This window comes from Bacillus fungorum, from assembly GCF_002746455.1.
GTDB lineage: Bacteria > Bacillota > Bacilli > Bacillales > Bacillaceae_G > Bacillus_A > Bacillus_A fungorum.
Genome location: NZ_NWUW01000009.1, coordinates 33,162 through 58,489, shown reverse-complemented (window position 1 = coordinate 58,489; position 25,328 = coordinate 33,162). Strand labels below are relative to the sequence as shown.

The window sequence follows — 25,328 nt, the reverse complement described above, 5'->3', positions numbered from 1 at the left end:
GTTCCTACCGATAGAGGTAGGAACCTTTTTGTTTAATCAAATTTTAATTTCTTTAATGCTTCTGCGAATGGGTTGTTTAATGGTTCTTCTTCTTTGTTCTGTTGTTTCATATATTTTTGAACGTCGCGTTTATCGGCCTTGTTTCCAGATTCTTTTTTACGTCTCTCTTGGAATGTCGATAATTTCTCGCGATAGCCACATTTACATGCGAAGATTTGTCCAGCACCTTCACCACGTAATTCTAATTTCTTCTTACACTGAGGGCAACGAGCGTTTGTTGTACGAGATACATTTTTACGATGACCACATTCACGGTCTTGGCAAACGAGCATCTTTCCTTTTTTGCCGTTTACTTCTAGCATTGGTTTACCGCAATCTGGACAAGACTTTGTTGAAATGTTGTCATGTTTATATTTTTTATCACTCGATTTAATTTCAGAAACAATTTCTTTCGTATAGTTCTTCATTTCTGAAATGAATACTTCTTTTTTCAGTTTACCCTTTGCAATTGCCTCTAGCTTTTGTTCCCACTCACCAGTTAGTGTAGGTGATTTTAATTCTTCTGGTACTAAATCAAGTAACTGACGGCCTTTTGAAGTAATGTGAATATCTTTACCACGTTTTTCAATTAAGAAGGAATTGAATAGCTTGTCGATAATATCAGCACGCGTTGCTACAGTACCTAATCCACCAGTTGATTTTAACGTATCAGCAAGTTGTTTATTTTGCGTATCCATATATTTTGTAGGATTTTCCATTGCTGAAAGTAAAGTCGCTTCATTAAAACGTGCAGGTGCTTTCGTTTGACCTGATGTTTGCATAATTAACTTTACAGTTAATGTATCGCCTTTTTCAATGCGAGGTAAAAGTTGCTCTTTTACGTCATCAGTTACATCATCATCTTCAAAGTGATTTTCATATACTTCTTTCCAACCGGCATGTAAAATTGTTTTTCCGCGTGCAATGAACGTTTCATTGCCGACTTTTGTGCGTAACGTTAGTTGTTCGTATTCGAATGCCGGGAATAAAACAGCTAAGAAACGTTTTACAACTAAATCATAAATTTTACGTTCTTTATCTGTGAAGGTTGAGAAGTTAACGTATCCTTCTGTTGGAATAATTGCGTGATGATCACTTACTTTACTATCATCAACAAATGATTTATTAGCCTTGATAGGCTTTTGTAATACTTTATGTGCTAAGGAACGGTACTCTCCAACACCACATGCTTTTAGACGTTCTGGAAGTGTTCCAACGATATCAGATGAAATATAGCGTGAATCTGTACGAGGGTACGTTAGCACCTTATGTTGCTCATACAATTTCTGCATAATATTTAATGTTTCTTTCGCAGAGTAACCGAACTTTTTATTTGCATCACGTTGTAATTCAGTTAAATCGTAAAGACCAGGAGAGAATGACTTCTTCTGTTTTTTATCAATTTCCACAACAGTGGCATTTTGTTTATCTAGATTTTTTACAATACCATCAATTTTTTCTTTATTAAAACTACGGCTATTACCGTTTGCATCTTGCCAAGTTAGTTTTAACTTATCAGTTGTTTGCGCTTCGATACCGTAGTAAGTTTGAGCTTTGAAGTTCTTTATTTCATCTTCACGACTAGCGATCATAGCGACAGTAGGTGTTTGTACACGACCACAATTTAGTTGAGCGTTAAAGCGAGTTGTTAAAGCACGAGTCGCGTTAAGGCCGATATACCAGTCAGCTTCTGAACGCGCAACTGCTGAAGCGTATAAATTGTCATATGCCTTACCTGGTTTTAAATTTGCAAAACCATCTTTAATTGCTTTATCGGTTACAGAAGAAATCCATAAACGTTTAATTGGTTTATTCAGCTTAACTTTATCGATAATCCAGCGTGCGACTAATTCGCCTTCACGCCCAGCGTCTGTAGCTACAATGATTTCATTTACATCTTTTCTAAGAAGCTGACTTTTTACAGCATTAAATTGTTTCCCTGTTTGTTTAATAACCGTTAATTTCAAACGCTCAGGTAGCATCGGTAAATCTTCTAAATTCCACTTTTTATATTTCACATCATAGCTTTCTGGATCTGCTAATGTAACAAGATGACCTAAAGCCCAAGTTACAATATATTTACTACCTTCAAGGTAGCCGTTTCCTTTTTTATCACACTTAAGTACACGCGCAATATCTCGTGCAACGGAAGGTTTTTCAGCGATTATAACGCTTTTTGACATATTTAAAACATCCTTTCAAATTTCCATACGTTAACTATAGCATACATTTTCTTGAGATTCAGTTTCGCTCCAGGTTTGAACGTTTTTTAGTGGAATGAACAAAATCTGTTTGAAGTTAAATGATGGCGACAGAACATAATCTGTACCATGAATGAGACTATGAAAAATAGATACTTATTTATTATACTTATTGTGTTATCAGTTGCTTCTATATTAAATAGAAAAGTAAAGAACTTGTTATTTTACTAGAATAAGAGTAGACTTTGAAGTAGATGAATAATAAGCACATGGGAGTTTGTGGATACAAACTGAGAGTATGACTAATCCGTCATTGACCATTTGAACCTGTTGGATAATGCCAGCGTAGGGAGAAGTGTAAAAGCACATGTTCAGGCACTTTGCGTACGCGCAAAGTGCCTTTTTGTGTATCTCCCGTCACTATAGTTAGGGGATGAGAAAGATGAATATGAAAGAAATTAGTAAAGTAGTGGATTTGGTAAGAGAGTCTAATCCGCTCGTTCATAATATTACAAATGTTGTTGTAACAAATTTTATAGCTAACGGTTTGTTAGCGTTAGGAGCATCGCCTGTAATGGCGTATGCAAAAGAAGAAGTGGCAGAAATGGCTAGCATTGCTGGGGCGTTAGTATTAAATATGGGGACGCTACGTCCTGAAGAAGTAGAAGCGATGTTACTTGCGGGTAAATCAGCAAATGTGAACAATATACCAGTACTGTTTGATCCAGTTGGTGCAGGAGCAACATCGTATCGAACAGAAGTTGCGAGACATATTCCGGCCGAAATCGAGTTAGCAATTATTCGCGGAAATGCAGCTGAAATAGCAAACGTTATTAATGAGAAATGGGAAATTAAAGGGGTAGACGCCGGTGCTGGAAATGGCAATGTCGTAAGTATTGCAAAACAGGCAGCAGATGAATTAAATACAGTTGCGGTGATTACTGGAAAAGAAGATGTTGTTACAGATGGAGAGCGAACTATTGTTATTCGAAATGGCCATTCTATTTTAACGAAAGTTACTGGAACAGGTTGTTTACTAACGTCTGTAATAGGGGCATTTGTAGCGGTAGAAAAGGATTATGTAAAGGCAGCAGTAGCAGCAGTAACGTTTTATGGTGTAGCTGCGGAACTGGCAGCTTCTAAGACAGTGGAAAAGGGACCTGGTAGTTTTCAAATTGAATTTTTAAATCAGTTAGCGAATACCACTTCGGGTGATATAGAGAAGTACGGGAAGATTGAGTTTATATAGTAAGGAGGGAAAATAAATGCCACGTATTACAAAGGATGAAATGTCTAGGTTATTATCAGTATATTTTATTATGGGAAGTAACAATTGTACGAAGGAGCCGCTGCAAGTATTGAGAGATGCACTTGAAGGCGGTATAACAATTTTTCAATTTCGTGAAAAGGGGGAAGGCGCTTTAACGGGAGAGAAACGTATTTGTTTCGCAAAAGAACTACAAGCAATTTGTAAGGAGTACGGTGTACCATTCATCGTAAATGATGATGTGGAACTAGCTCTCGAGTTAGATGCAGATGGCGTGCATGTTGGACAAGAGGATGAGGGAATTACATCTGTTCGTGAAAAAATGGGGGATAAAATTATCGGTGTATCTACACATACAATTGAAGAAGCACGCTGGGCAATTGAAAATGGAGCGGATTATTTAGGTGTTGGTCCGATTTTTCCGACGAGTACGAAAAAAGATACGAAAGCGGTACAAGGAACGAAAGGTTTAGCTCATTTTAGAGAGCAAAGAATTATAATACCGATTGTCGGGATTGGTGGGATTACAATTGAAAATACCGCTTCGGTTATAGAAGCGGGTGCGGACGGTGTTTCAGTTATTTCTGCGATTAGTTTAGCGGAATCTGCGTATGAAAGTACGAAGAAGCTAGTAGAGGAAGTAAGTAAGAGTTTATAGAAGAAGGCTATGTAGTATTAAAACGCTGCATAGCTTTTTATTTTTTTAATATTGATAGTTAGAAAAAGGGAGAGGATTATTTGAAAAGGAAACAGTTTGTAGAGTTGCAAAATGAGTTGTTTCGTTTGTTCGAAAAAAGGGAATTCGATGCGATTTATAGATGCATAGATAAAGCAAAAAGGGAGTTCCCTGAAAGAATAGAAAAAACTAGTTTTTGGGAAGCGTGTGCACTTTCGGTAGAAGGTAAGTATGAGGAAGCAATTGTTAGTTTAAACGAAGCTTTAGAAAAGGGGATTTGGTGGAATCCACATACACTTATGCAGGATGAAGATTTAAAGGGATTAAGAGAGAATGCAACTTTTAAAATGATAGTGAAAAAGTGTGAAGAAATCTTTAAGAAACAGCAGCTAACAGCCGAACCGAAATTATTTACTTATGGAAATGAAGAGGCGAAGACAGGGTTATTTTCTTTACATTGGAGAGGATCAAACATAAATGATTTTGCACCGTATTGGTATGGAGAAGAAATATTACGTGAGTATATGTTAGGTTTTTCTCAATCTTCACAAGTACATGGAATGAATTCTTATAGCTGGGATAATCATGATATAGCTATAAAAGATATTATGAAAAGTTTTAATGATTTTACGGATCAATATAATTTAGAAGAAATCATCATTGCGGGAGCTTCTCAAGGGGGAAATATAGCGATAGAGTTAGCGTTAAAGAATATGTTAGCGAATCAAAAATTTATTGCAGTTATACCTGCTATTCGGGATGTTAAGGCAATTGAAAGTATAGTTGTATCAAATGATATAACGAATGTAGAAGGATATATTGTTACGGGAGACAAAGATCTATTTTACGAAAACACACTTCAATTAATGTCAATGTTTGAGGAATATAATGTGAACTGTAAATTAATTGTGAGAGAAGGTTTGGGGCATCTTTTCCCAGCGGACTTTACACAAATATTAAAGAACATAATGAAAGAATGGACAGTTAAAAATATTTAAACAAACGTTTGATTAAAAAAGCACAAACCCTGTAAATTTGTAGGTTTGTGCTTTTTCTTTAAAACATAATAGAAATTAAGAGCATTCCAATTCCGATAGAAGTAAATGTTGCAATTAGACCCGGAATCATAAAACTATGATTTAATACGTATTTACCGATACCTGTTGTACCAGTACGGTCAAAGTTAATGGCAGCAACGATTGTTCCATAGTTTGGAATGAAGAAGTATCCATTTACTGCAGGGAACATAGCGATTAGTAGTGCTGGTGGAATACCTAGTGATAATCCAAGAGGCATTAAAGCACGTACTGTTGCTGCTTGGCTATATAGTAAAATAGATAGAATGAATAATGCGATGGCAAATAGCCATGGTGCACTTGTTACTAGGTGCTGAATTGATCCTTGAATCATATTTAAGTTTCCGTTAAAGAAAGTATCTCCCATCCAAGCGATCCCGAAAATAGCAACAACTGCTGTTGCCCCCGCTTTAAAGACGTTACCAGACACGATGCTTTCTACATTTGGTTTACAGAAAATAATAATAAGAGCTGCGATCGTTAACATAACCATTTCAATTGTGTTTGGCATGGAAAGACGGGCTAACTTCCCATCAACTATCCATCCTGGACGAAGCGCTTCAAATGAACCGAGAAGTACGACAAGAAAAGTTCCTACTAGGAAAAGGATAACTGATAATTTAGCGCCTTTTACACCAACAAATTCTTTTTTCTTTTCAATCTTAGGAATCATTCCTTCTTTTAATCGCTTTAAGTATTCAGGGTCTTCATTTAATTCTTTCCCCATTTTGCTAGCAACAAATGCAGCTACCATACAAGCGATGAAAGTAGAAGGGATACTTACTTTTAAAATATCTAATAAGGTAATTTTATAGTCAGCTAACATTGCTAAAAGTGCAACTGTTGCAGCTGATATAGGACTAGCTGTAATTGCTTGTTGGGAAGCAATTACGGCAATGGACATTGGTCGTTCCGGTCTAATTTCGGATTCGCGAGAGACTTCTGCGATAACAGGAAGTACAGAATAAGCAACGTGACCAGTTCCTGCACAAAGTGTAAATAAATAAGTAACAATTGGAGCAAAGAATGTAATGCGTTTTGGATTTTTTCGTAATGCTTTCTCAGCCAGATGAACAAGGTAGTCCATTCCTCCAGCGGCTTGGAGTGCACCAGCAGCTGTAATTACTGCTAAAATCATAAGCATTACATCAATAGGAGGAGCTGTAGGTTGTAAGTGGAAGACGAAAACAAGTATTGCCATACCGACGCCACCCATTACTCCTAGACCAACTCCGCCTAGGCGTGCGCCAATAAAAATGCAGAGTAGTAATGTAAGAAATTGTAGCCAAAACATGATAAACTACCTCCGAAATTCATTAGTTAAGATATATTTGAATAATTTAATTTAAATGAAAATTAAATTAAATGCTCAAAACAATCCTTGTGTTATATACGTTTTTTATTATATAACACAAGAAATGTAACATTCACGTACTTTGTTAAATTATTTCGAAAAAATAATACATCCAAATTTTACATTTGTACCTCTAAATAGGTAGACATTTTAATTTTTATGTTGTAATCTTTGATAGAGAATAATGTAATTCTCATAGAACTCCCATATCGTTCAACTCGTTCAGCGAGAAAGGCAAACTGATGGAAACATTAGGACGCAAAACTACAGGAGCTAAGGCCGAAAGGCTACGCTAGCCAGTTACCGGACGGATAGGGTTGGTCTTGACCAATGCTCTTTCATTGGTCTTTTTTTTATTTATAAACAAATGAGAAATGTGATCAATTGTTAATAAGGTTTATATTTTAATAGTTTTTCTTTATATTGAGTGAATTAAGAAAGGTGATGTTAATGAAAAAATATTGGCACAAGCTATCATTTCTTCAAAAAAATGTATTGTTAACTGTGTTAGTTATTTTGACGCTTGTTGGTACTATGGGAGCGTTAAGTTTTAACATGTTTCAAAATAGCATGATGTCTATATTTGAAAGGCATTCTTTTGAAACAGGAGATACGGTATTACATAAATTAGACGCGGAAATATTGAGAGATGTTGCAAAAGACCCAACGGCAGAAAGAGAAAAGAGAGAAAAGTTAACAGAGAAATTAGATGAATCAACGGAAGAATTGAACAGTGTTGGACAAACGTATATTGTTGGAGCGAAAAAAAATGAAAAAGGTGAGCTACAAATCATTGATTTGTCTACAGGTTTAGCAAATGTTGTTGAAGTAAGGCCGGGAGAATATTATAAACAACCAGATCTTTGGATGAAAGCATATGATAAAGTAATGAGCACGAAAAAAGCAAACATGACAGAAGTATATGAAGACGCATTAGGAACATGGGTAACGATATTAGAGCCAATTAAAGATGGAGAAGATAATATTGTGGCACTTGTTGCAGCTGATGTAGATGCCTCTATTGTTCCTAGTACAAAGGAAAAGTTCATTATACAAGGTTTAATGTTTATTTGTATTTCTGTTTTAATTGCAACTGTTATTCAATTCTTAATCGTACGTAACGCACTTGCTCCATTTCGGGATTTACGTGAAGGATTACGCGGAGTCGGTGAGGGTGATTTAAGTATTAAATTAGAGGAAAGACCAGATGATATTGGTATTATTAATGCATATTTTAATAATACCATCGAGAAGTTTAAAGGAATTATAGATAAAGTGAAGCAGACAGCAGAACAGGTTTCCTCATCTTCACAAGAATTGTCAGTGAGTACGAAAGAGAATAGCATGGCAGTTCAAGAAATCGTAAGTTCTATGGTTGAGTTAAGAGCTGGCGCTCAGTCACAAGGAATTTCAGTACCACAGTATTTAGGTATTGTATATGAAATGGAAGATAAGATGGAAGAGATAACGCATGCTGCAGAAAAAATGGCGAAAGAGTCTGAAGGTATAGAGCATCATTCAGGAAAAGGAAATGGTGTTATTAAACAGGCGATTAATCAAATGAACATAATACAAAATGCAGTACAAGATTTATCTTCTATCATTTATTCTTTAGAAACAAGATCAAAAGAAATTAGTGATATTGTAACTGTAATTACAAGTATTTCAAATCAAACTAATTCGCTAGCTTTACATGCTACTATTGAAGCTTCACGTGCTGAGGAAACTGGAGAGGGATTTGCCGTTGTTGCTGATGAAGTGCGTAAATTAGCAGAGCAGATGGAAGCATCAGCAAAAGATATAGCAAAATTAATAGGGGAAACACAAGCTGGAACGGAAGAAGCTGTTGTTTCAATGCAAAAAACTTCAAAAGAAGTAGAATCTGGAATTAAACTTGTTGAAAGTAGTGGTGCTTTCTTTGAAAAAATTTCGAAATCAGCACAAACTGCTACAAATCAAGCTAGAGTTGTTTCTAGCAATTCAAGTGATATATTGCAAAATAGCCAAAATATTGTTCGTGTCGTAAATGAACTATCACTTATCGCAAATACGTATGCGGATAGTAGTAGTAATGTTGAAAAAAGTATGAAAGAACAGGAAATGTCTGTACAAGATATTGCTGAATTGGCCAGTTCTTTAAGCTGGCTTTCACAGGAGTTACAAGAGCTAATTGGGGAATTTAAAAGTTAAATGAAATGATTATACATGCTTTTGTTTGTTCAATAAAATAAATCATGCTACAATGAAAACGAATTAAGGACCGGGGAGCCAAGTGGCTGAGAGGATGTAAGCAAACATCGACCCTCAACCTGATCTGGATAATGCCAGCGTAGGGAGTTACTTAAAGTGATGTAGCATATGTTATTCTATAATAACTTGCATACAAGGCTTTCCTACGCAGTAGGAAAGCCTTTTCTTGTTTTAAAATTTAATTTCATAAGGGGGATTTTATTATGTCACAACAAGTTACAATGTCATTTTCAGTAGTACCACAAGCAAAAACAAAAGATGTATATTCTGTTGTTGATAAAGCAATTGAGGTTGTACAACAATCGGGAGTACGTTATGAAGTAGGGGCAATGGAAACAACGCTGGAAGGAGAATTAGATGTACTTCTTGATATCATTAAACGTGCGCAACAAGCTTGTGTGGATGCTGGAGCAGAAGAAGTGATTACTTCTATTAAAATCCACTATCGTCCAAGCACTGGTGTAACGATAGATGAAAAGGTTTGGAAGTACCGTGATGAATATGCAAAACCAGAAGCAATCTAAAATAATTACAACAATTTGGCTTATCCTTCTCATTGCGATATGGGAAGGATCTGTTTTATTATTTAAAATTGAACCGTGGATTTTACCAAAGCCTTCTGCCATTGTTCAAGAATTAATAGGAATGAAAGATTTACTATTACCGAATACGATGCAAACACTGCAAGAGGTTATAATTGGACTGTTTTTAGCGATTTTAATTGGGACAAGTATTGCAATTATTATGGACGTTATCCCTTTATTTCGTATTTTAATAAATCCGTTGCTTGTTATTTCGCAAACGATTCCAATCGTTGTACTTGCACCGTTATTTATTATTTGGTTTGGATATGGAATGCTACCGAAAGTAATGGTAGTAATACTCGTTTGTTTCTTCCCGATTGCGCTTAGCATTTTAGAAGGTTTTCAAACGGTAGATAAGAATATGTTGAAGTTGTTGCAAACGATGAAGGCAACGAAATGGCAAGTTTACCAGAAAGTAAAGTTTCCAGCAGTGCTTCCATACTTTTTCTCAGGTTTAAAAATTGCAGTTACATATAGCGTAATGGGAGCGATTATTGGAGAATGGCTCGGTGCCAGTGAAGGATTAGGAGTTATGCTTACAAGGGCTACGAAATCCTTTTTAACAGCCCGAGTATTTGGTGTTGCAGCAATTATTGTTATGGTGACATTATGTCTGTATTTTATCGTGGAGTTTATGGCAAGAATAACAGCACCATGGATATATAGAAAGGACGGCAGAAAATGAAAAAAGGTTTAAAAGTGATGTTGGCTGCCTTATTAGCGGTAGGTGTGGCTGGATGTAATCCGGCGAAGAAAGAAGAAAGTGCAAGTAAAGATCAAAAAGTAAAAGTAGTGCTAGATTGGTTTCCGAATACGAATCATACTGGCTTATATGTAGCGCAAGCGAAAGATTATTATAACAAGCAAGGCTTAGATGTAGAAATTATTCAGCCTGGTGACAATGTAACAGCAGAGCAAATGATAGCTTCAGGAAAAGCTGACTTCGCAATAAGCGCACAAGAAAATGTAACGTTGGCTCGTGTGGAAGGTATTCCTGTTGTATCTGTAGGAGCGATTATTCAGCATAACACTTCAGCTTTTGCATCGCTTAAGAAAGATAACATGACTTCACCGAAAGATTTTGAAGGTAAACGTTATGGAGGCTGGGGAGGACCAGCGGAAGAAGCTACATTAAAGACCATTATGGAGAAAAATCAAGCTGATTTTAATAAAGTTGAAAAAATCATCTTAGGACAAACAGATTTCTTTAAATCAATTGGTCGTGATGCAGACTTTGAATGGATTTATTACGGATGGGATGGAATTGAAGCAAAGCGCCAAGGAAAAGAGTTAAATACGATTATGGTGAAAGACCTAGACCCAGCGCTTGATTTCTATAGTCCTGTTATTATTACGAGTGAAAAACATACGAAGCAAGATAAAGACTTTGTGAAAAAGTTTATGAGTGCAACGACAGAGGGTTATAATTTTGCAATTAAAGAACCAAAAGAAGCTGCTGATATTTTAATTAAAGCTGTTCCAGATGTAAATAAAGATTTAGTACAAGAAAGTCAAAAATGGTTAAGTACGAAGTATCAAGATGATGCAAAAGCATGGGGAGTACAGAAGGAAGAAGTTTGGACGAATTACATGAATTTCTTATATGATAACAAAGTTATTAAGAAGAAAATTGATGTGAAAGATGCCTTTACAAATGAATTCCTTCCAAACGAAAAATGAGTGGATTACAAATAAAAGATATTGTGAAATCTTTCGATGGAAAGAATGTATTAGCAAATATTAGTGCTTCTATACGAGAGGGAGAGTTCGTTTCCTTTGTAGGACCGAGCGGTTGCGGGAAAAGCACACTATTAAATATGATTGCAAATGTTGAAAATCCAACAAGTGGGAATGTAACGTATAACGATAAGCAAGTACAAGAACAAGATGTTGTAAGTTATATGCCGCAACAGGATTTATTACTACCGTGGCGATCAGCTTTGCAAAATATAGTTCTTCCATTGGAAATCGAAGGGAAACCGAAAAAACAAAGGCTGGCAGAGGGAATGGAAGCATTAAAGCAGTTTGAACTAGATGAATATGCAGACCATTATCCAGATGAATTGTCTGGCGGTATGCGTCAAAGAATTAGTTTTTTGCGCACATATTTATGTGAAAAGCCAATTATGCTACTTGATGAGCCTTTTGGAAAATTAGATGCCTTTACAAAAATGGAAGTACACAGCTGGCTTTTAAACTCTTGGCACCAAGAGCAACAAACAATCGTTATGGTTACACATGACTTAGATGAGGCAATCTTGCTTTCTGATCGTGTATTTATTTTATCTCAAAGACCAGCGTCAATAGTTGGAGAGGTACAAGTGAAGTTACCTAGGCCGCGAACGATGGATATGTTAACATCACTTGAGTTAAAGAAGGATAAGGAAGAAATTTTGAGAGTATTAGCTCCTTATATGAAAAAATAGAAAAAGCCTCTTAACAGTTTTTGGTACAATTACTGTTAAGAGGCTTTTTTATATAGGAGAAGGAACAAAAGAAAAAATAGAGAATAGAATATAACAGAGTAGTTTATACTCTTAATATAACAAATATTAAAGGAGTGAAAGGATAAAATGACTTTATCAACTGTTCTTCAAATGGTTTTAGCTTGATACGGGAGAAGTCTGCCCATTTTTAACGATTAAGCTAAATTGAAGACAGCAGGTAAAGAACCTTAATCCTTTTTTACGATAATATGTAATGGGTAAGGTGTATTCACCTTACCCATTTTTTATATACACAATTAAATAAGGCTTTATACTGTTGATCTCTCTATTTAGCTTATGAACCATAAGTAAAGGAGAGAAAAAAATGAGTATATTAACAGTAGAAAATTTAAGTCATTCGTATGGTGAGAAAACCATTTTATATAATGCGTGTTTTCGACTATTAAAGGGCGAGCATGTTGGGTTAGTGGGAAAAAATGGGGTTGGAAAATCAACATTGTTAAAGATTTTAACAGGAGAACTTATACATGATGATGGGAACATTGAATGGTTTCCACATGTGAAGATAGGTTTTTTACAGCAGCATATGGATTTACAAGAAGGGATAACAATTGAAGGATATTTACAAAGTGCATTTTCTAATTTATATGCGATTGAATGTGAAATGTTAAAAATTTCTGAAGAAATGAATGGAGCAGGAGAAATAGAAAAACTGTTAGTAAGGTATGGAGAATTACAAACTATATTGGAAAGCTCTAATTTCTATCACATTCATACAGAAGTTGAAGAAGTAGCAATCGGTTTAGGGTTATTTGAAATAGGGTTGAAAAAGGATGTTTCAAAGTTAAGTGGCGGACAGCGAACAAAGTTATTACTTGGGAAGCTTCTTTTAGAAAAAGCTGATGTTTTATTGCTAGATGAGCCAACAAACTATTTAGATACAGCCCATATAGAATGGTTGCAATCGTATTTGAGACTGTATGAAAAAGCTTATGTGATCATTTCACATGACGAAGTATTTTTGAACAGTATTACGAATGTTATTTATCATCTAGAAGGAGGGAAAGTGAAGCGATATGTAGGAAATTATGAAAGGTTTGTGCGAAGTTATCAAGTGCAAAAGAAACAATTACAATCGGCGTATGCGAAACAACAAAAAGAAATTGCCCAGTTAGCAACATTTATTCAAAAAAATAAAATTCGAAAAGCGAAACAGGCCAAAAGTCGAGAGAAAGTATTGGAGAAAATGCAACGGGTTGAAAAGGTGAATCATGTGACTCGATCCCGTTTTGATTTCAATGTGTATGAGGAGCCAGTGAGTCGTATATTGCAAGCTGAGAAACTAAGGATAGGATATAGCGATCCGTTATTTCCAGAGTTGAATTTACAAGTGAAAAAAGGAGAAAAGATAGCGATTGTTGGTCATAATGGAATTGGAAAAACGACGATGTTAAAAACGTTATTAGGTCAAATAAAGCCACTAAGCGGTTCGATTTCTATCGGAGAACGAGTAAATCCTGCTTATTTTGCACAGGAAGAGTTTGCTTCAGAAACAACACCATTAGAGAAGGTTTGGGCAGAACGACCTGATATGACAAAGAAAGAAGTGCGCCAATCATTAGCAAAGTGTGGATTGAAAGAAGAGCATGTATTAAAACCTATTCGTTTATTAAGCGGTGGAGAACAAACGAAAGTACGTTTATGTGAACTTATCGTCACGAAAAGCAATGTTTTAATTTTAGATGAACCAACTAATCATTTGGATATAGAAACAAAGAAGTCGTTGCAGGAAGCGTTACAACAATATAAAGGAACAGTTTTACTTGTCTCACATGAGCCTTCTTTCTATGAAGCATGGATAACAAAAGTATGGAATATAGAAGAATGGAACGTTGAACAATATGAATAAAGAAAAGGCATTAGCTTATATAAGCTAATGCCTTTTTTTGTGATTAACATGATTTTCGAGAACTCTTACATGAGAATTGTATGAAGAAGCACTCTTATGGTGCGCTTATAAGCGTGCTTTTTCTTTTGTTATGTTTATATTTATAATAATACTAGATGCCTTTCCCTAATAGGCGACTATCTTCTTATATATATATAGATAGTTTGAAATGGAATAAAAATAATTCCTATATGTAAAGGATAATGTGATTACTATAGGAAGACAATAGAACTGAAAGGAAATTCATGTAAAATTCAGATGAACTTCACACGAACTTCATATTATAAACTAAATATAATTATAATAGGTTATTATGATATCGATTTGTGATTTTTCATAAAATTAAAAGTTTGAATTTAGGATAGAGCACTCAAACCTAAATTCAAACTTTAGTGAAATAATTAAGGAAGGTTATGTTTAATTTTCGCTAATAGATGCATTTACAAGTTCGGCGGGATTGCCGGTTCCTGCCCCTCCGATTGTAACCGATTCACCAGGAGGAATTTCACCATTCCATCCTGCATTCGTAATTACGTAATGATTATTTATTTTACTACTAATTTTAGAATCCCAAACTTGTGTTAAATTGCCGTTATAATCAAATTCTAATTTCCAGTTTTTAATAGGAGTCGTTCCGCTATTTTTAATTACAATCGAGAAGTTGTAACCACTTCCCCAATTTGAAGTGACTGAAAAGGTAGCATTGCCATTTCCCCCAGGAGGTGTCGTATTAGCATCATCTGTTTTAACAGTAATAGCGGTAGGCTGTGACTTATTTCCAGCAGCATCTTTGGCAATTACTGAAAATGTGTATTCTGTATTAGGTTTTAAGTTTTTAATTGTAATGCTGTTTGTTGTTGTACTCCACTTTTCTTCTCCGGCACTAATTTCGTATTCAGTAACGCCTACGTTATCAGTAGATGCAGTCCAGTTCAATTGAACTGAGTTTGAATTTTTATTTGTAACAGCAATATTTTTTACGTTTGTTGGTGGCTCAATATCTTTTTGAGTAATAGGTCCACCCAGTAATTCTTTTACTAACGTATCAAGTAATTTAGGACCACTACAACTATATTTTGGACTTGTACGGCAATCCCCACTTAATTCCCAAAACATTGCTCCACTTAAACCTTTTGTTTTTATATAGTCTGTTTTATATTTCATAGATTCATTGTCATCGTAGCTAATAAATGTGCCTGTAGTCGCATTATATAAATAAGGTACTTTAGCTACATCGTTCCAGTAGCGAACAAAACCATTTTTATTAACGTAATTAGCTGCTAAATCACCATAATCGTACACACCTGTGTCACCGGTAGAATAATCATCCCAAGTACCTTTAGAAGCGAGTTTTCCATCACTACCTGGTTTACAAGGTTGGTATTGTCCGTTATTTTCTTTTCCGCAACTTTTCCATCCGCGTCCATAAAAAGGTACACCTAATACGAGTTTATCCGCTGGAACACCTTCATTTGTATAAATGTCTATAGCACCATCTACGTAAAATTTCGTATCCGCTGCTGGGTCATTTGGATCTTTGTATAGAGCTGCATTATGGTTAGAGGTAGTTTCCCACCCACCGTGGAAATCATATGTCATAATATTAATCCAATCAAGTATTTGAGAGATTTTCTTTAGCTCTGTATGATCAGCATAACGTTGGCTTGCACCTGACGCGATTGTTAGTAAATATTGTTTACCATCTTCCGCACCAGCCGTAGTTAATGCATTTCGAACATCTTGAAGGAGTAGGGTGAAGTTTTGCTTATCTTCAGGACGATAACTACCACCAGGAATCGTTTCTACGCCCGGATATTCCCAATCTAAATCAACGCCGTCAAATCCATATTCGCGAAGAAAAGCTACTGTAGATTCAGCGAATACTTTTCTTGTTTTTTCATCAGCGGCCATGTCAGAAAAGCGATTAGACCAAGTCCAGCCACCAACGGAAATAATTGTTTTTAAGTGAGGATACTTAGCTTTTAATCGTTTCAGTTCTCCGAAATTTCCGCAGCGTGCGTATTTATCACAATCTTCCCAAGTTGTACCTGAGCCAGGATAAGATTTTGTGACATCAGCCCATGGTTCACCGAGTACGAGAGTGCCATTAGGGACCTCTTTATTTTGCAGTGGTACACCAGACTCTTTACAGTTCCACGTTTGTTTAGTTGGATTATCGGGGTGAGTAGAAGGATTTCCATGTTTTCCATTCCAACAAATATCAGCGAAAGCATAGTTTAAATGAGTTAGCTTTGATGCATCAATGTCTGCAACTTGATAATTACGTCCGTAAATGCCCCATGAAGGAAAATACCCAACAATTTTTTGACCTTGCTTTGGTGAATCTGCTAATGCGACATTTGGAGTAATAAAGTTTGTGAGAAAAAGAGGTAAGAAGAGTAGTAGGGATAGTAATAGCAGTGTGAATTTCTTTGATCTCATAGTCATTTCTCCTTTCAAAATAAAAGATATATTTAAAGGCATGCGCCAATAAATCAAAATGAATCTAGACGTACGAAACGTCTAGATAAAGTGAAACTTTAATCAGTGGGGGGGCTTCATCCCCCACTGATTATTAGTTGAACCAATCGGACTTTAATGGGCAGCCCGACCCCCACCTAACTTTTTTGCTTTCGCTAAATTTTGAGGTGGGGGTCTTACTGCCCATTAAAGCGGGATAAAAATGATCAGACATCACGAAGTCTATACAAGGGGGCTGGGGGTGATTAAATCGTAACAAATGTAAGATTTAGTGTAAACGCTTTATTAGATGCAGAAGGATTTTCTCAATATAAAAAGGCTACAATACAAACTGCATATGAAAATGAAATACATATGAGGTGGGAAAATATCTCCTTATAAATAAAATTGAGAAAAAATTGTATGTAGTTCATTTTTGATGACGTAGCGAAATAATGAAATTTCATGTAAAATAATAGTAAAAATATGTAAAGGAGGGAATGGTGTGGATGTGTTTTTGAACATTGCTGAAGAAAAAATTCGACAAGCAATACGGAATGGAGACCTTGATCATATTCCGGGAAAAGGAAAACCACTACAATTAGAAGACCTTTCAATGGTACCTCCAGAACTTAGAATGAGTTATAAAATTTTAAAAAATGCGGGAATGATTCCACCAGAAATGGAACTACAAAAAGATATATTAAAAATAGAAGACTTAATTGCTTGCTGTTATGATGAAGAAGAGAGAAAAAAATTACAAGAAGAGTTAACAGCAAAAAAGCTTCGTTTTCAGCAGGTAATGGAAAAGAGAAAGAGTAAAGATAGTTTAGCTTTTCGTATGTATCAAGACAAAGTATTTCGTAAATTACGCTAAGAGGGATAAGATGAATACATTTGAAACGATAGAAGAATTAGCGACATATATTGAAGAACAACAATTAGTACTTCTGTTTATTAAAACGGAAAATTGTGGTGTTTGTGATGTTATGCTAAGAAAAGTAAATTGCGTATTAGAGAATTATGAATATGTAGAGAAAGTAGAAATATTACTACAAGACATGCAAGAGATTGCGGGGCGATATGCAGTATTTACAGGACCAACAGTTTTATTATTTTATAATGGAAAAGAGATCCTTCGTGAATCACGCTTCATTTCACTTGAAAATTTAGAGAGAACCATTCAATTATTCGAGGAATAAGGGAGGCTTTTATATGGAATTTATTATTGTCATACTATTATTTGTTGTAGTTGGAACAATCGTAACAGCAGTTCGATCAAACAAAAAGAAGGTAAATCTTACAAAACAAAATAACATTCATAATTCATCTAACAACTCATCACCACTATTTTTCTTTGCTGGATCTGATAATGATAGCTCGCATGATGGAGGTTCACATGATTGTGGAGGGTCTTTTGGTGGAGATAGTGGAGGAAGCTGCGGTGGTGGTGATTGATGAAAATGCGCCTTATATAGGCGTATTTCTTTTTAAACAAACGTTTGATTAGTTGGCTTACATATGTATAAAAACAGTTAAACAAACGTTTGATTAAATACTTTTAACATACTAAGGGGAATGGAAATGAAAAGGGAGCCGAAAGTGAAAAACAAGAGGAAAGTAATGCTATTTTTATTAGCTGCGGGAGGCGTATTTCTTGTTAAATTAGGATTTAAAATTGGAATAATACATATGATTCGAACATGGTTTGAGAGTACGTTTTCTTAAATAAGGAATATAGCCTCTTGTAATAGAGGTTTTTAATTTGTTATTATTAGACTGAACGGTCGGTTTAAAGAGGTGTGAATATGAGAAGAAGTGCAGAAGAGATAAAGAAAGAAATTGCATATAAAGCAGAAAATCTGTTTTCACAGAAGGGCTATGCCGCTACATCTATGGAAGAGATTTGTGAAATTACAGAGCGAAGTAAAGGAAGCATTTATTATCACTTTAAAAGTAAAGAAGAATTATTTTTATTTGTAGTGAAACAGCATACGTATGATTGGCTTGAAAAATGGAATGAAAAAGAGAAGTTGTATAGTACTAGTACTGAAAAACTATATGGTCTCGCGGAATATTATGTAGAGGACATACAGCAACCCATTTCAAATGCAATAGAGGAGTTTTCTATGAGCCAAGTTGTAAGTAAAGAGATTTTGGATGAACTGTTAGCTTTAACTAGAGAATCATATGTTATGGTTGAGAAATTAGTTGAAGTAGGCATACAGTCTAGAGAGTTTCGAGAAGATGATACGCGGGATCTTATGTATATTGTGAATGGATTATTATCAGGGCTTGGAGTACTTTACTACGAATTAGATTATAAAGAGCTGAAACGTGTTTATAAAAAGGCAATAGATGTATTGTTAAAAGGAATGGCAGCTGAATAATAGGTCAGTTGCTTTTCTTACAAAATAAATTAGACCGAACGGTCGGTTTATGAAAGGGGAATAAAAATGAACGTTTTATTTAAAAACCGAGCATTTATGCTCGTTATGGTATCTGATATTTTACAACAATTTGCAATTTGGATCAGAAATATGGCTCTTTTATATTTTATAATGGAGCGAACGAATAATGATCCAGTTTCCGTTTCGTTGTTATCGGTTATGGAATATGCACCTATTTTTATTTTCTCGTTTATCGGTGGGGCGCTAGCTGATCGCTGGAATCCGAAAAGAACGATGGTTGCTGGAGATGTATTAAGTGTACTGTCTATTATAGGGATTGTCTTGTTGTTAAAGCTAGATTATTGGCAGGCTATATTTTTTGCAACACTCATTTCCGCGATCGTAGGTCAGTTTTCTCAGCCATCATCTTCGCGTATATTTAAGCGCTATGTAAAGGAAGAACAGGTAGCAAATGCGATTGCATTTAACCAAACATTACAGTCATTATTTATGATTTTTGGACCAGTGGTAGGATCGCTTGTGTATACACAACTTGGTTTATTTACGTCACTATATAGCTTAATCATTTTATTTTTGTTATCTGCTATCGCTCTTTTGTTTTTACCAAAATGGGTGGAAAAAGAGCCAGTGGTGAGAGGCTCATTAAAAAATGATATAAAAGAAGGATGGAAATACGTTCTGCATACGAAAAATTTACGTATGATTACGATTACTTTCACCGTTATGGGCTTAGCTGTTGGACTAACGAATCCATTAGAGGTATTTCTTGTAATAGAGCGCCTTGGAATGGAAAAGGAAGCAGTTCAATATTTAGCCGCAGCTGATGGAATAGGTATGTTAATCGGTGGTATTGTTGCTGCGGTTTTCGCTTCAAAAGTGAATCCGAAAAAGATGTTTGTATTCGGTATGAGTATATTAGCGATGTCATTTTTAGTAGAAGGGCTATCTACATCATTTTGGATTACTAGTTTCATGAGATTTGGAACAGGTATTTGTTTAGCTTGTGTTAATATCGTTGTCGGTACGCTTATGATTCAACTTGTATCAGAAAATATGATTGGAAGGGTAAATGGAACAATTTTACCACTGTTTATGGGGGCAATGTTAATTGGAACTTCACTAGCTGGAGGATTGAAGGAGCTGACCTCACTAGTTACCGTATTTTGTATAGCAATGTCACTTATTTTATTAGCAATAGGTCCGGTTTTACGTATGCAAATAAAGAAAGAAGATGTTGTTAATCGAGAGGAAATGACGAATTCATTGGTTTCGAAATAGCTATTGCAAGGGGGCTGAATTGCTCCCTTTTTTCATGGTGATCTTTTGACAATGAAATGTACCGACTATATACTAATGTTGTAAAAACGATTTTACATGTTAGGAGAAAAGATGTGAAAAATCAAATTTATGAATTACGCACTGAAAATAATATTTCACAAGGTGCATTAGCTGATAAGTGTAAAGTTTCAAGACAGACGATAAATGCAATTGAGAATAATAAATATGATCCGAGTTTAGCATTAGCCTTTCGTTTAGCGGAAGTATTAGGAACAACTGTTGATAAACTATTTTTGTATAAGATGTAGCATCTTTAATTGTGGGGCGTTATCAATAAAAATAAAGGAAAAGATCCTCTTCTTATGTGAAGAGGATCTTTTCCTTTATAGCGTTTTGGTTTTTGGACTAGGTGGTGTAACGGATGTATTATTTTCCGGAACTCTAGTTAGTAAGAATCCCCCAATAATGAACAGTACAATAATGCTAAGGACACCAGCGTTTGTTTTTCCCGTTAATTGCGTTGTAACACCGACTAATACTGGACCCATAATCGCGGCAAACTTGCCAAATATATTATAAAATCCGAAGAATTCATTAGCAGATTCTTTAGGTACTAGTTTTGCAAAATAGGAACGACTTAGCGCCTGAATACCACCTTGAGAAGTGGCAACTAACATCGCTAAAATCCAAAAATCAAGTGTCGTTTTTAAGAAATAAGCATATGTGCAGATAATGATATAAATAATAATACCGACATATAGCATTTTTTTACCGGTAAATGTCTCTGATAGTTTTCCATACAATAAAGCGAATGGACAAGCGACAATTTGTGTGACAAATAAGATGATTAATAGATTCGTTGCACTAATACCAAGATCTGTTCCGTAAGCGGTAGACATAGTAATAATTGTATCGACCCCGTCAATGTAGAAGAAGTAAGCAATTAGGAACAGAAAGACTGTTTTATATTCTTTAATATTTTTAAAAGTATCAGCAAGGCGTTTGAAGCTCATTGCAATTGGTCTTGGATGACGTTCAATATAGTGCGTTTGCTCTACGTTTTTTAGCATTGGAATTGTAAATAGTCCCCACCAAAGAGCAGTTATCGCGAATGAAATTTGACTGGCAATGCCAACTGATAAAGGGATAGTTCCTTTTTGAGCAAGAATGATAAGAGTGATACAACCGATAAAAGGAATAGTACTCCCGATATAGCCTAAAGCGAAACCTCTCGTAGAAATTCGATCCATTCTATCTTCAGAAGTGACATCTACTAAAAATGCATCATAGAAAATGTTTGCTCCAGCAAAACCAACTAATGCGAGCATATAGCATCCTAGTAATAGGTGCCACTGAGATGTTGGGACGACTGCTAGCATACTTGTAAATACGATACCGAGTCCAAAGAAGAATGTGAAAAATCGTTTTTTAAATCCTTTATAATCAGCAACTGTGCCGAGAATAGGAGCAAGTATAGAAATTAAAAGTGTAGCGAATGAGTTTGCATATCCCCAATATGCTGTTGAAGTTGCACCAGATAGTCCAGCTTCTTTTGCAGCGGCTTTAAAGTAAATTGGAAATAATGCAGTTGTAATGACGAGCGAATATACCGAGTTCGCCCAATCGTATAATATCCAGCTTTTTTCTTGTCTGGACATTTTTTTCATATAATGTTCCCCCTTAAATTTGTTCTACTAACAGTGTACAAAAATAAAAATTATAAAAAGAGAAACAGGGATAATTTTTAAATAAATTTTACACATATATACAATTATTCACAATTGGAGTAAATCCTCTACAATTGATCCGTCTGTTTCACCTAAATGTAAACCGAGTAGTCTAGCGATAGTTGGGCCTTCATCAATAAGTCTCATATACGGAATGGTAACGCCGCTTTTTATCCCTCTCCCAGCAGCGATAAAAATTGTTTCATAGTTAGGTTTTTTTGGAGAGTATCCATGCGTACCAAATGTATATTTTTTACTAGGCGTAACATCTTTTTCAGTAATTTCCTTTATAAAATCTCCTGTATAGTTTTCAGTGAAATAATACCCTTCTCGCGCTTCTAACATAAATAAACAATTACCATCTGCACCGCAGTCTTTTGCAGCTTCATCATGAAGCATAAATTCAATTCCATTTTGTTTATTTTGAAGCAGGTCTTCAAGGAGTAGTTGTACTTCCCGAATTGTATCCGTATCGTTTTTGTCTTTCACATATACATAGGCGGACCCATCGCAACTTTGGCAATAAGCATTCCAATCTACTAATTTACCTTTTGAATTTATAGAGATAAGCCCTTTTTGATGAAATAGTACATTTAATTGAATGGCTTTGTTTTCACTTAAAGCGCTATGGTCACCAAGAGCGATAATTGTACTCTCTTCGTATAGGTCACTGGCTTTTAAAGCTTGAATAATTTTCCCTAGCCGCTCATCATGTCTACGAATGGCAGCTATTGTTTCTTTGGATTCAAAGCCGTGATAGTGTCTTTGGGTGTCTAGATCGGTGAAATGTACAAACATGACATTAGGCTTTTTCGTCTTGATTGTATGCACAGCAGAAGCAAGTACGAAATCATCAAGTTCAGGTTGTGACAGTCCATTTCGTATGTGACCGAAACGACGATTTAAATCTAATTGGTATAGCGGGCTACCGCTAAATAATGAAACTAAAATTTGATTTTGCCACGGTCTATTTGGAAAGATTTCTGGTAAATTGTAATCAATGTTTGCTCTGCCGGTAACAGGCCATAGAATGGCAGCTGTCGTTAAATTTGCTTTATGTGCTTCATCGTATAACGTTGTTCCTTTAATGGATTTTCGATACCAATGCCAATCCGGTGACTCGCGTCCGGGTTGAAGTAATGTATTGCTAACTACGCCATGTTTATTAGGGTAGTTTCCAGTAACGATTGTTGAGTGACTTGGATATGTTACAGAAGGATAAATAGGTTCCACTTTTTTCGCAATCGAGCCCTTGTTTATTAATGTTTGGAAATTAGGAAGTTTTTGTAATATAGGAAAATCTAAAGCTGATAAGCAATCGAAAGATAAAATAATGACGTGGTTTGTTAATGCTTTATCCATAAAGTTCCCTCCTGGTTATATAAAACCTATTCTTATATATTACTATTAATACCTGGTAATAAAAATATATTTTTTAAATGAAAATTTATTATTTATTTTCAGAAAAATTAAACATATAATTAAGTATAAGGGAATGAATGGAAGGAGGAAACACTGTGGATTGGCTAGATGGATTTGGTATCTTTTACATCATTGGTGGAATTACGATTATCCTTGTATTTGCTATTTCGTATTTACTAAAGAAACGGTTTCCAGACAAACAGTTCGATATTATATTTGCACTTAGTTTAATACTTCTTTGTTTAGCATCCTTTCCCGTTACAATGATGGTTATTGGTGGATGGGAAGGAATGGGGTATGGATTTATTGGTTTCTTCGTTCTACTGGGTACACTTATCGGTATGATTGCACATCAACTTGTAAAAATCTCGCGAAAAAGCTACGTATAAAACTGCAAAAAATGAAAAGAATATATAAAAGTAAGAAAATTAGCTATTGTTTTAAAAAAGAATTTGTATTATGATAATCAACAAATTTATTTCGTTATAACGATGAAAAAGGACTAGTACATGTTTACCCTTTTTAGCAGAGAGAGAATCCGCTAGGCTGAAAGATTCTTAAAAAGGCGATATGGAACCTACCTTCGAGTTCTGCATATGCAGCGGGAATTTCCCGTTATCAAAAAGAGAGCATGCACAATTTTTGTGCATGAATCAGGGTGGTAACGCCGGCAAAGCTCGGTCCCTATTTAGGGACGCGGGTTTTTTTGTATTTTCTAAAAGGAGGAAGACTGACTATGGCAAAAGAACAAGTACAAGCGATTACGAAAATGGAAGAGGACTTTGCACAGTGGTACACAGATATTGTGAAAAAAGCAGAACTTGTTGATTATTCGAGTGTAAAAGGATGTATGATTCTACGTCCGTACGGTTATGCCTTATGGGAAAATATGCAGAAAGTTATGGATGAGAAGTTAAAAGCAACTGGTCATGAAAACGTGTATATGCCAATGTTTATCCCAGAGAGTTTATTGCAAAAAGAGAAGGATCATGTAGAAGGATTTGCTCCTGAAGTAGCATGGGTGACACATGGCGGGGATGAAAAGTTAGCGGAGAGACTTTGTATACGCCCTACATCTGAAACTTTATTTTGTGAGCATTTTTCAAAAATTGTGCAATCCTATAATGATTTGCCAAAGCTGTATAATCAGTGGTGTTCAGTAGTTCGTTGGGAGAAAACGACACGACCATTCCTTCGTACAACAGAATTCTTATGGCAAGAAGGTCATACAATTCATGAAACAGCAGAAGAATCTCAAGCTGAAACGTTACATATTTTAAATCTATATGCTTCTTTCTGTGAAGACTACTTAGCGATACCAGTAATTAAAGGACAAAAAACAGAAAAAGAAAAATTTGCGGGCGCAAAGGCAACTTATACGATTGAAAGCTTAATGCATGATGGGAAAGCACTTCAAACAGGAACATCCCATAACTTTGGAACGAATTTCTCTGAAGCATTTGATATTAAATTTTTAGATCGTAACGGTAAGTGGCAATATGTACACCAAACATCTTGGGGTGTATCAACAAGAATGATAGGTGGACTTATTATGGTTCATAGTGATAATAATGGGCTTGTAATGCCTCCTAAAGTCGCACCAGTGCAAGTTATTATTGTACCGATTGCTCAGCATAAAGAAGGTGTTTTAGCGAAAGCAACAGAGTTACAAGGATATATTCAAAAGGTTGCACGAGTAAAAATAGATGCTAGTAATAAAACACCAGGTTGGAAATTTAATGAGTATGAAATGAAAGGTATTCCAATTCGATTAGAAGTTGGTCCTAAAGATATTGAAAAGAATCAAGTTGTACTTGTAAGAAGAGATACGAAAGAAAAAGAGTTTATATCAATGGATCAATTAGAAGAACGCATTCCAGCACTACTTGAGGAAATTCATAACTCTTTATTTAATAAAGCAAAAGTATTTCGTGATGAAAATACGTATAGTGTGACGAATTTCGAAGAGATGAAAAAATTAGCTGATGAAAAGCAAGGGTTTATTAAAGCAATGTGGTGCGGGGAATTAGCTTGTGAAGAGAAATTAAAAGAAGAAGTTGGAGTATCTTCTCGCTGTATGCCTTTTGAGCAAGAACATTTGGCTGATGAATGTATTTGTTGTGGTAAAAAAGCTAAGCAAATGGTGTATTGGGGAAAAGCGTATTAATGCTCTTTTTGATAGAGAATG

23 protein-coding genes, 3 riboswitches and 1 other annotated feature are annotated in these 25,328 nt (G+C 35.4%); of the genes, 18 read left to right on the top strand and 5 right to left on the bottom strand.

Annotation, left to right across the window (positions count from 1 at the left end; translation table 11 throughout):
- Positions 1–32 precede the first annotated feature (32 nt).
- Positions 33–2,222 carry a DNA topoisomerase III gene (gene topB / locus CO726_RS14975; RefSeq protein ID WP_099684794.1) on the bottom strand — a complete coding sequence of 730 codons (2,190 nt, stop codon included), beginning with the start codon at positions 2,220–2,222 and terminating at the stop codon, positions 33–35.
- A 277-nt stretch (positions 2,223–2,499) separates the two neighbouring features.
- A riboswitch (TPP riboswitch) is annotated at positions 2,500–2,609 on the top strand.
- Positions 2,610–2,682: 73 nt separating this feature from the next.
- Between topB and thiM the strand changes: the two genes are divergently transcribed.
- The 3 genes from thiM (at position 2,683) to CO726_RS14955 (ending at position 5,181) form a co-directional block, all read left to right on the top strand.
- On the top strand, positions 2,683–3,489 hold the full coding sequence (gene thiM / locus CO726_RS14965) for a hydroxyethylthiazole kinase (protein ID WP_099684793.1): 807 nt from the start codon (positions 2,683–2,685) through the stop codon (positions 3,487–3,489).
- Between the two features lie 16 nt (positions 3,490–3,505).
- Positions 3,506–4,165: a thiamine phosphate synthase gene (thiE, locus tag CO726_RS14960; RefSeq protein WP_098758449.1), complete on the top strand. Its 660-nt coding sequence runs from the start codon at positions 3,506–3,508 to the stop codon at positions 4,163–4,165.
- Between the two features lie 80 nt (positions 4,166–4,245).
- Entirely contained in the window at positions 4,246–5,181 is a 936-nt protein-coding gene (locus tag CO726_RS14955; RefSeq protein ID WP_099684792.1) for an alpha/beta hydrolase, read from the top strand.
- Positions 5,182–5,239: 58 nt separating this feature from the next.
- Here CO726_RS14955 and CO726_RS14950 read toward each other — a convergent pair whose 3' ends face one another.
- Positions 5,240–6,553, bottom strand: a complete 1,314-nt coding sequence (locus CO726_RS14950) for an anaerobic C4-dicarboxylate transporter family protein (protein WP_099684791.1) — start codon at positions 6,551–6,553, stop codon at positions 5,240–5,242.
- A gap of 283 nt (positions 6,554–6,836) precedes the next feature.
- Positions 6,837–6,921: riboswitch (cyclic di-GMP riboswitch) on the top strand.
- A 142-nt stretch (positions 6,922–7,063) separates the two neighbouring features.
- Between CO726_RS14950 and CO726_RS14945 the strand changes: the two genes are divergently transcribed.
- The 6 genes from CO726_RS14945 (at position 7,064) to CO726_RS14920 (ending at position 13,803) form a co-directional block, all read left to right on the top strand.
- Entirely contained in the window at positions 7,064–8,803 is a 1,740-nt protein-coding gene (locus CO726_RS14945; protein WP_099684790.1) for a methyl-accepting chemotaxis protein, read from the top strand.
- 61 nt (positions 8,804–8,864) lie between these two features.
- Positions 8,865–8,966: riboswitch (TPP riboswitch) on the top strand.
- A gap of 100 nt (positions 8,967–9,066) precedes the next feature.
- Complete coding sequence (locus CO726_RS14940) at positions 9,067–9,387, top strand: MTH1187 family thiamine-binding protein (protein ID WP_098758453.1); 321 nt, start codon at positions 9,067–9,069, stop codon at positions 9,385–9,387.
- Positions 9,359–10,132 carry an ABC transporter permease gene (locus tag CO726_RS14935; RefSeq protein WP_136699647.1) on the top strand — a complete coding sequence of 258 codons (774 nt, stop codon included), beginning with the start codon at positions 9,359–9,361 and terminating at the stop codon, positions 10,130–10,132. The genes CO726_RS14940 and CO726_RS14935 overlap by 29 nt, the downstream gene beginning before the upstream one ends.
- Entirely contained in the window at positions 10,129–11,127 is a 999-nt protein-coding gene (locus CO726_RS14930; RefSeq protein WP_099684788.1) for an ABC transporter substrate-binding protein, read from the top strand. Before CO726_RS14935 ends, CO726_RS14930 begins: the two co-directional genes overlap by 4 nt.
- Positions 11,124–11,873 carry an ABC transporter ATP-binding protein gene (locus CO726_RS14925; RefSeq protein ID WP_099684787.1) on the top strand — a complete coding sequence of 250 codons (750 nt, stop codon included), beginning with the start codon at positions 11,124–11,126 and terminating at the stop codon, positions 11,871–11,873. The genes CO726_RS14930 and CO726_RS14925 overlap by 4 nt, the downstream gene beginning before the upstream one ends.
- Positions 11,874–12,258: 385 nt before the next feature.
- Positions 12,259–13,803, top strand: coding sequence for an ABC-F family ATP-binding cassette domain-containing protein (locus CO726_RS14920; protein ID WP_099684786.1), 1,545 nt, complete (start codon positions 12,259–12,261; stop codon positions 13,801–13,803).
- 456 nt (positions 13,804–14,259) lie between these two features.
- On the opposite strand, the gene CO726_RS14915 is transcribed toward CO726_RS14920, so the two are convergent.
- On the bottom strand, positions 14,260–16,284 hold the full coding sequence (locus tag CO726_RS14915; protein ID WP_099684785.1) for a glycosyl hydrolase family 18 protein: 2,025 nt from the start codon (positions 16,282–16,284) through the stop codon (positions 14,260–14,262).
- Positions 16,285–16,807: 523 nt separating this feature from the next.
- On the opposite strand from CO726_RS14915, the gene CO726_RS14905 reads away from it, so the two are divergent.
- The 7 genes from CO726_RS14905 to CO726_RS14875 all read left to right on the top strand — a co-directional run bounded on the left by CO726_RS14905 (position 16,808) and on the right by CO726_RS14875 (position 20,299).
- A complete protein-coding gene (locus tag CO726_RS14905) occupies positions 16,808–17,179 on the top strand; it encodes a DnaJ family domain-containing protein (protein WP_099684784.1) in 372 nt (123 codons plus the stop codon).
- Positions 17,180–17,189: 10 nt separating this feature from the next.
- Positions 17,190–17,504 carry a thioredoxin family protein gene (locus tag CO726_RS14900; RefSeq protein WP_099684783.1) on the top strand — a complete coding sequence of 105 codons (315 nt, stop codon included), beginning with the start codon at positions 17,190–17,192 and terminating at the stop codon, positions 17,502–17,504.
- A 13-nt stretch (positions 17,505–17,517) separates the two neighbouring features.
- A complete protein-coding gene (locus CO726_RS14895) occupies positions 17,518–17,760 on the top strand; it encodes a hypothetical protein (protein WP_099684782.1) in 243 nt (80 codons plus the stop codon).
- 126 nt (positions 17,761–17,886) lie between these two features.
- Positions 17,887–18,030, top strand: coding sequence for a histidine kinase (locus CO726_RS14890; RefSeq protein WP_098758463.1), 144 nt, complete (start codon positions 17,887–17,889; stop codon positions 18,028–18,030).
- Positions 18,031–18,110: 80 nt separating this feature from the next.
- Positions 18,111–18,692, top strand: coding sequence for a TetR/AcrR family transcriptional regulator (locus CO726_RS14885; protein ID WP_099684781.1), 582 nt, complete (start codon positions 18,111–18,113; stop codon positions 18,690–18,692).
- Positions 18,693–18,758: 66 nt separating this feature from the next.
- Complete coding sequence (locus CO726_RS14880; protein WP_099684780.1) at positions 18,759–19,991, top strand: MFS transporter; 1,233 nt, start codon at positions 18,759–18,761, stop codon at positions 19,989–19,991.
- Between the two features lie 56 nt (positions 19,992–20,047).
- Entirely contained in the window at positions 20,048–20,299 is a 252-nt protein-coding gene (locus tag CO726_RS14875; protein ID WP_002078892.1) for a helix-turn-helix transcriptional regulator, read from the top strand.
- Positions 20,300–20,374: 75 nt separating this feature from the next.
- On the opposite strand, the gene CO726_RS14870 is transcribed toward CO726_RS14875, so the two are convergent.
- Positions 20,375–21,658 carry an MFS transporter gene (locus CO726_RS14870; RefSeq protein WP_099684779.1) on the bottom strand — a complete coding sequence of 428 codons (1,284 nt, stop codon included), beginning with the start codon at positions 21,656–21,658 and terminating at the stop codon, positions 20,375–20,377.
- 108 nt (positions 21,659–21,766) lie between these two features.
- A complete protein-coding gene (locus CO726_RS14865; RefSeq protein ID WP_099684778.1) occupies positions 21,767–23,080 on the bottom strand; it encodes an alkaline phosphatase family protein in 1,314 nt (437 codons plus the stop codon).
- A 155-nt stretch (positions 23,081–23,235) separates the two neighbouring features.
- Here CO726_RS14865 and CO726_RS14860 point away from each other — a divergent pair, with 155 nt between their 5' ends.
- Positions 23,236–23,529 (top strand): YesK-like family protein, encoded by a 294-nt coding sequence (locus CO726_RS14860; RefSeq protein ID WP_000383852.1) that lies wholly within the window; start codon positions 23,236–23,238, stop codon positions 23,527–23,529.
- Positions 23,530–23,622: 93 nt separating this feature from the next.
- Positions 23,623–23,829 (top strand) — a binding site (T-box leader).
- 47 nt (positions 23,830–23,876) lie between these two features.
- Entirely contained in the window at positions 23,877–25,307 is a 1,431-nt protein-coding gene (proS, locus tag CO726_RS14855; protein ID WP_099684776.1) for a proline--tRNA ligase, read from the top strand.
- Positions 25,308–25,328 lie beyond the last annotated feature (21 nt).

Coding starts and splice junctions, on each gene's coding strand:
- topB (WP_099684794.1), bottom strand. CDS start 2,222: ATGTCAAAAAGCGTTATAATCGCTGAAAAACCTTCCGTTGCACGAGAT.
- thiM (WP_099684793.1), top strand. CDS start 2,683: ATGAATATGAAAGAAATTAGTAAAGTAGTGGATTTGGTAAGAGAGTCT.
- thiE (WP_098758449.1), top strand. CDS start 3,506: ATGCCACGTATTACAAAGGATGAAATGTCTAGGTTATTATCAGTATAT.
- CO726_RS14950 (WP_099684791.1), bottom strand. CDS start 6,553: ATGTTTTGGCTACAATTTCTTACATTACTACTCTGCATTTTTATTGGC.
- CO726_RS14945 (WP_099684790.1), top strand. CDS start 7,064: ATGAAAAAATATTGGCACAAGCTATCATTTCTTCAAAAAAATGTATTG.
- CO726_RS14940 (WP_098758453.1), top strand. CDS start 9,067: ATGTCACAACAAGTTACAATGTCATTTTCAGTAGTACCACAAGCAAAA.
- CO726_RS14935 (WP_136699647.1), top strand. CDS start 9,359: ATGAATATGCAAAACCAGAAGCAATCTAAAATAATTACAACAATTTGG.
- CO726_RS14930 (WP_099684788.1), top strand. CDS start 10,129: ATGAAAAAAGGTTTAAAAGTGATGTTGGCTGCCTTATTAGCGGTAGGT.
- CO726_RS14925 (WP_099684787.1), top strand. CDS start 11,124: ATGAGTGGATTACAAATAAAAGATATTGTGAAATCTTTCGATGGAAAG.
- CO726_RS14920 (WP_099684786.1), top strand. CDS start 12,259: ATGAGTATATTAACAGTAGAAAATTTAAGTCATTCGTATGGTGAGAAA.
- CO726_RS14915 (WP_099684785.1), bottom strand. CDS start 16,284: ATGAGATCAAAGAAATTCACACTGCTATTACTATCCCTACTACTCTTC.
- CO726_RS14900 (WP_099684783.1), top strand. CDS start 17,190: ATGAATACATTTGAAACGATAGAAGAATTAGCGACATATATTGAAGAA.
- CO726_RS14895 (WP_099684782.1), top strand. CDS start 17,518: ATGGAATTTATTATTGTCATACTATTATTTGTTGTAGTTGGAACAATC.
- CO726_RS14890 (WP_098758463.1), top strand. CDS start 17,887: ATGAAAAGGGAGCCGAAAGTGAAAAACAAGAGGAAAGTAATGCTATTT.
- CO726_RS14885 (WP_099684781.1), top strand. CDS start 18,111: ATGAGAAGAAGTGCAGAAGAGATAAAGAAAGAAATTGCATATAAAGCA.
- CO726_RS14880 (WP_099684780.1), top strand. CDS start 18,759: ATGAACGTTTTATTTAAAAACCGAGCATTTATGCTCGTTATGGTATCT.
- CO726_RS14875 (WP_002078892.1), top strand. CDS start 20,048: ATGTACCGACTATATACTAATGTTGTAAAAACGATTTTACATGTTAGG.
- CO726_RS14870 (WP_099684779.1), bottom strand. CDS start 21,658: ATGAAAAAAATGTCCAGACAAGAAAAAAGCTGGATATTATACGATTGG.
- CO726_RS14865 (WP_099684778.1), bottom strand. CDS start 23,080: ATGGATAAAGCATTAACAAACCACGTCATTATTTTATCTTTCGATTGC.
- proS (WP_099684776.1), top strand. CDS start 23,877: ATGGCAAAAGAACAAGTACAAGCGATTACGAAAATGGAAGAGGACTTT.